The sequence below is a fragment of the Levilactobacillus namurensis genome (genome assembly GCF_032197885.1).
Classification (GTDB): domain Bacteria; phylum Bacillota; class Bacilli; order Lactobacillales; family Lactobacillaceae; genus Levilactobacillus; species Levilactobacillus namurensis_A.
The window spans coordinates 1-5,407 of record NZ_CP134163.1; the positions used below are offsets into that span (position 1 = coordinate 1).

Annotated in this window: 6 protein-coding genes and 1 pseudogene; 5 read left to right on the forward strand and 2 right to left on the reverse strand. The window is 34.9% G+C overall.

All coding sequences use genetic code 11. The features are described 5' to 3' along the window. Together RIN67_RS13305 and RIN67_RS13315 are read left to right on the forward strand one after the other, a co-directional pair. On the forward strand, positions 1-828 hold an 828-nt coding region (locus RIN67_RS13305), incomplete at its 5' end, for a replication initiation protein (RefSeq protein ID WP_313826283.1). Positions 829-1,111: 283 nt separating this feature from the next. After that, positions 1,112-1,345 carry a hypothetical protein gene (locus tag RIN67_RS13315; RefSeq protein WP_265000401.1) on the forward strand — a complete coding sequence of 78 codons (234 nt, stop codon included), beginning with the start codon at positions 1,112-1,114 and terminating at the stop codon, positions 1,343-1,345. Positions 1,346-2,767: 1,422 nt separating this feature from the next. Here RIN67_RS13315 and RIN67_RS13320 read toward each other — a convergent pair. Together RIN67_RS13320 and RIN67_RS13325 are read right to left on the reverse strand one after the other, a co-directional pair. Beyond that, positions 2,768-3,070, reverse strand: coding sequence for a type II toxin-antitoxin system YafQ family toxin (locus RIN67_RS13320; protein ID WP_010625626.1), 303 nt, complete (start codon positions 3,068-3,070; stop codon positions 2,768-2,770). Next, positions 3,060-3,338 (reverse strand): plasmid mobilization protein, encoded by a 279-nt coding sequence (locus RIN67_RS13325; protein WP_003625288.1) that lies wholly within the window; start codon positions 3,336-3,338, stop codon positions 3,060-3,062. The genes RIN67_RS13320 and RIN67_RS13325 overlap by 11 nt, the downstream gene beginning before the upstream one ends. Before the next feature lie 103 nt (positions 3,339-3,441). Between RIN67_RS13325 and RIN67_RS13330 the strand changes: the two genes are divergently transcribed. From RIN67_RS13330 to RIN67_RS13340, 3 genes and pseudogenes are all read left to right on the forward strand, one after another. Then, complete coding sequence (locus RIN67_RS13330; protein WP_126321109.1) at positions 3,442-4,029, forward strand: site-specific integrase; 588 nt, start codon at positions 3,442-3,444, stop codon at positions 4,027-4,029. 355 nt (positions 4,030-4,384) lie between these two features. Continuing rightward, the gene (locus tag RIN67_RS13335; protein WP_010625611.1) at positions 4,385-4,597 is read left to right on the forward strand and encodes a hypothetical protein; all 213 of its coding nucleotides are present in this window, start codon (positions 4,385-4,387) and stop codon (positions 4,595-4,597) included. 708 nt (positions 4,598-5,305) lie between these two features. Next, a pseudogene (locus tag RIN67_RS13340) lies at positions 5,306-5,407 on the forward strand (replication initiation protein); the annotation flags it as partial.

A 5,407-nucleotide genomic window follows, 5' to 3' on the forward strand; every position in this document is an offset into this window, starting at 1 on the left:
ATGCGTGACAAGGGTGACGAAACTGTAAGGTTTTCATTTGATCAATTAAAAGAATTAAGTGCATATAAACCTACAGCAAATAACCGATTTATTGACGATATTGAAAGTACTTATCAAAAAATTTTAGGCTTACGCTTTGGAAGGCGTAGTAAAGATGGGCTGCATCGTGAATTTTTTGTTATGTTTACCGAATTTGAGATAAACGGCCATGCTGATGATCCTTATGTTGATATTAAAATTTACCCCAAAGCTATAAAATTATTAAATGAGCTGGAAAGTTGGGTTCGTTATGCTTTATCAGAATTCAGAGATTTAAAAAGTAGCTACGCAAAAACCATGTTTCGGTTACTAAAACAATTTAGAACTACTGGGTACGCTTACTTTTCAGTTGCAGACTTTAACGAGCTATTAGATGTCCCTAAAAGCTATAAAAGTAGCAATATAAATCAATCCGTTTTAAAACCCATCAAAGAGGAACTTACGCCTCTTTTTAGAGGCCTAACGGTTAGAAAAAAATATGGTAAAGGCCGCGGAAAACCAGTGATTGGGTATTCTTTTACTTGGAAGTCTGAAAAGAAAAACGCTAATGACTTCTCACAAGGTCAATTTCAAGATGAACGTCAAAAACTCTTTAACATTCAGCATAATGGTGAATTAACAGAACAGGAAAAATGGCGTGCCATTGATAAAGTTAAGGGGTTAACTCTAGGTTCTACTGAAAAGCAAGCATTGGCTGTCAAACAAGCCGAACATGATAAAAAAATAAGAGATCAAGCACGAAAAGAAGCACTTGCTGAACTCCGAAAGGGGTTTGGGAATCATGCCTAAAACTATTAGAGAACTTGCTGATGAGTTTGGTGTATCAAAACAAGCCATTAGGGAAAAAACTAGATGCAAACTTTAGTTGTTGTTAATTCGGGATATTTGCCGTTAAAGCAACATTCATTGGTGGCAACAACCAGAACCAAATCAATTATAGTTTAGCTTGAAGATTGATACCTATTTTAAAAAACGACAAGAACGACAACCAAGTTTAAGCTTTGCTTGTCGATTGGTGTTCTTGTCGTTTTTAACTTATAATTTAAGGCGGATTAATTAGGTGGTGAAACTATTGGGCAAGACTATTCGACAACTTTCAGAAGAATTGAAATTATCAAAACAAGCTATTAATCAACGTATTAATAGTATTAATGGCTTTCGAAGCAAACACACTTATAAAGTCAAAAACCATCTAGAAATAGACAACCAAGGCGTTAAAATGCTTGCTAATTTCGACAAGCAAAAACAACAAGAACGACAAACAAATCGGCAAGCTGAAAACGACAAGGACAAAAATTACAGATAGCAACGGTTTCAGAAAACCATCGATTAAAAGAGCACGTTCGGAAATTGAGCGGCTTGCTTTGAACCTTCTAGTGCAACTCAACAGCAACAATCAAACGACAAGGACGATGCCTTGTCGAATAACGCTAATACCCGTCACAGCAAGGATAAAAACGACAAGCAAAATGAAAATAGAGTTACTGAATATAATAATAGGCAAAAAAAAGTATCTAAAAACAAAGTCAATAATAGTTGGTGGCGTTTTTGGTAGTATTTCTACTCCTTTCATCAAGCCATCAGGAATCTAACCCAGAAATAATTGACAAAGAGCCCATTTTCCTACCGCCTTGGATAGTTATAAGAAGCAAAAAAATTCTCATACTATTTGGCTGCCAGTGGTAATTTAAAGAAGATAAAAGTCGATACAGCGTAAATAATTAAAATCGGAATCAGTAACATTCCATAGGTGATGGGCCACGTCAAAATGGTCATTAAGGCAGTGCCAACTGTATTTAAAATTACTAACGTTTTCCTGGTTAGTTTAAATGAATGCCACATTAAAAACCACCAGTAGACCAATGAAACAAGTAGCGCAAAGCTTCCCAATTCAGCTAATGACAATTTTTATTTATCTCCTATAAATTGTTTTTACAATCTACCAACACTCTATTGTTTTTCGACATTTTTAATCCTCCAATTGAATAAACTGGCCTTATACATGTGAACCCCTATTTTTTGTTTATTAAGTGTAGTTACATAATAAGCATTCTTATTTGTCCCGCCTTGAAAATCTGACGTATCTTTGCAGCGAGTGGAATTGGATAAACTAATTAAAAATTTGTAAGTTGTTTTATCATTTGAGATTCTTTTAAGTTCTTTTGTATTTCTTGCCTGGATAACTCTATTGACCTTTGTGTTTACTTGATGTGTTACGTAGACGTCTGAATTTAGATAAATCCCCCCAAAAAAATAAGTGCAACTGCTATAATAGCAAAGACAAGTAACTTTCTCTTTTTCATATTCAGTGACCCCCCTTAAGCATATAAGTCTACTCTGTTAGACCATAAAAAGCATCCACTGCCTTAACTTTTCTACATTAGTTTAGTATAAAGAAAACTTTGAAACTTAGCTTCATCAGTAAAAGAGGGTCACAACTTAACAATTGTGTCGCTTTTTTTGTGCCTTATAATTAAAGGTGTTAAAATACGTCATAACTTACCACCATAAAGCAGTCCAATTAATTTATTGACTTCTAAGTAAAATACCAGGAGTTTTGCTATGAGTTAACTATGATCCTAGGTGGTCACTAAAACATTCCTTAATTTAGGGTCTATAAGTCTCAAATCGCCCCTCAAAAACATTGAAAGAATAGCCCCCAATATCTATAATGTAGATATTGGGGGCTATTTTAATTTATTTTTTTATAAGTGCCCCTAAACTATAGCTATTGATTCAAGATTTCATGGGAGCCAGTTGCAACCAATAACAAAATCAATTCATCATGATCTAGCTGATAAATAACAATCCAGTTGTCATAATTTTTACCATAGTTTCCATATCTGGCAGGGTGAAATTCACGATAGCCACGCCAATTTCCTTTTAATGCATGATCTTTAATCTGTTTCAAAATAAGTACATCTTGTTCAACAATTGCTTCTAAGCAAGGCTTCAAGACAGTTATTGGGAAATGTTTTTTGACTAGTTTTTTTAATTCACGTTCAAAAGATTTGGTCTGTTTAATTTGCATCTAACTTATCGATCCAATCTTCAAAGTCAGTCAATGAACCAATGTTTTTGACCTGCCCTGTTTCTGCTTCTTTTTTAGCGGCTAAGGCTTCCGGAGAATCTAAAAAGCTGACTAATCGAACTTCATTATTGGCCGCTTTAACTAACGATAAGCGTATATACTCAGAAACGGTTAGCCCTTGTTTTGCTAGATTAGCTTTAGCCCGTTCACTAATGTCAGGTGTTACACGAGTTGAAATTGTCTTGTTTTTAATAATAGTATTACTCATTCTAATCCGCCTCCTTTAAGTTTACCATCGTACTACATCATAATATTCGATTTTTAGGTTTTCTGCAACTAAATTAATTTTAAAGTAAAGGAACTAACAGCTTATGCAACAAGTTGTCTTACCCATCAAAGATTCAAACGTTCTTAAAGAGGTTCAAGATACCTTACTCAACAACTTTAAAGCTGGCCGACGTAACTATACGATTTTTCAGGTTGGTAAAGCGACGCTACTGCGAGTGAGTGACGTTATGGGCTTAAAACAGGCCGATATTTTTAATCCAGACGGTTCTATTAAACAAAATGCGTTTATTCATGACCGAAAAACTGGTAAACCTAATACCTTGTACCTTAAACCTGTTCAAACAGAGCTCTTATTGTACCATCAATGGCTGCTTGATCATAAGCTGGATTCTGAATGGCTCTTTCCTTCAATTCAACACCCAGAACGCCATATTACTGAAAAACAGTTCTACAAAATTATGAGTAAGGTTGGCGATCTATTAGGAATTAATTATCTAGGTACTCATACGATGCGCAAAACTGGGGCTTATCGTGTTTACACGCAATCAAATTACAATATTGGCCTAGTCATGCACTTACTAAATCACTCAAGTGAATCAATGACTTTAGCTTATTTAGGCTTGGATCAAGCAAGTACAGAAAACATGTTGAACCAAATTGATTTTGGGTAAATTAGTTTGATTTTGTTGTCGCCAACGGCGACTTCTGATACAGGTTTTTAATGGGTCTAGCACAACATAGAATAAATTCTATGTGTAAGTGCGCATTGACCTCATTTTACTCGGCCTGCTGATAGCTATGAAATCAGGTTTTCCGTTATTGAATTGAATACATTTTTAATTCAATATATGCGTCAAAATCAACTAAATTTGCTATGCTTTAAATACTTAAAAACTATTACATATCCCACTGTTTTAAGCCAAATTTTTTTAATCGTTCTGTGCAAAGAATCTTTATGAGTTTGGTAACAAAATTGGAATAACGGTACTGTAAAATCTGTGAATCTAAATTGAAATCATTATTTTGATGTTAGGAGTAATCAAGATGGACGAAAAGAAAGTATTAAAAACCATTGATGAAATGCTTGCTGATCCTTGGCAAGTTGATATTCAAGAATTGTTTGAAGCTTCTTTCAATGAACCTGACGAGATCAAAAAGAATTTGTATGATTCCCTGTATACTTATGTTTTGCAGAAAAGACAAGAAGATATTATTAATCGTCCTGGCTTCGTTATTTAGCCCTCTAAAAGCCTGCTGAGGGCTTTTTATTTTTGCTTTGGTATAAATATATATAAACAGTCTCAAAATCGCTAGAAACGAGAAATAAGGCCCTTAAAAACGAATATAGCAGTTAGATTCTTGGTGAGATTCAGAAAAACTAACTGTTTGCTGTCAATGGTAGCGGACGAGCGCAGCGTGGGAGCATAAGGAATTGACAGCTCTTAACCAGTCTTTACACTGAAATGGCGAAAGCTAAAGTTTCTACAAAACTTTGCTTTCCTGCCTAACGGCGAGTGAAAAAGCGGTCAAGCTGGCTCAGCTTGGACGGGGTTCGGGGCGTCAGCGCCCGAATTAATGTGGCTTGCCACACCTTTTAAGCAACGAACGAAGTGAGGCGCAAAGAGCGTAGCGAATGAAGTTTAATGTGAGCCTGTTTTTGGGCTCACTCCTTTGTATTTTTGTTTTAGATTTTGATCTTGTACAGTGGTGCCTCTTTTAAACCTCTTTTATAAACCTCTTTTAAACCTCTTTTAGACCCCCTTTTAGCCTTACTCTCCCAGGGAATACAGGAGTTTATAGATAGAGTTTTGTCTGTTTATAGATAGAGTTTTGTCTGTTTATAGATAGAGTTTTGTCTGTTTATAGATAGAGTTTTGTCTGTTTATAGATAGAGTTTTGTAGTATTATATATTCATAAAACCATATTCATTAAAAGAGGTGCTTCATTTGAGTAATGAAATTGTTAAATATGATCCTGAATTAAATACAATCCCACTTCGAAAATTCACTCCTGTTGAAATGAATTTATTCTTCTCAATAGTTTCTAGA

Coding starts and splice junctions, on each gene's coding strand:
- RIN67_RS13320 (WP_010625626.1), bottom strand. CDS start 3,070: ATGCAAATTAAACAGACCAAATCTTTTGAACGTGAATTAAAAAAACTA.
- RIN67_RS13330 (WP_126321109.1), top strand. CDS start 3,442: ATGCAACAAGTTGTCTTACCCATCAAAGATTCAAACGTTCTTAAAGAG.
- RIN67_RS13335 (WP_010625611.1), top strand. CDS start 4,385: ATGTTAGGAGTAATCAAGATGGACGAAAAGAAAGTATTAAAAACCATT.
- RIN67_RS13325 (WP_003625288.1), bottom strand. CDS start 3,338: ATGAGTAATACTATTATTAAAAACAAGACAATTTCAACTCGTGTAACA.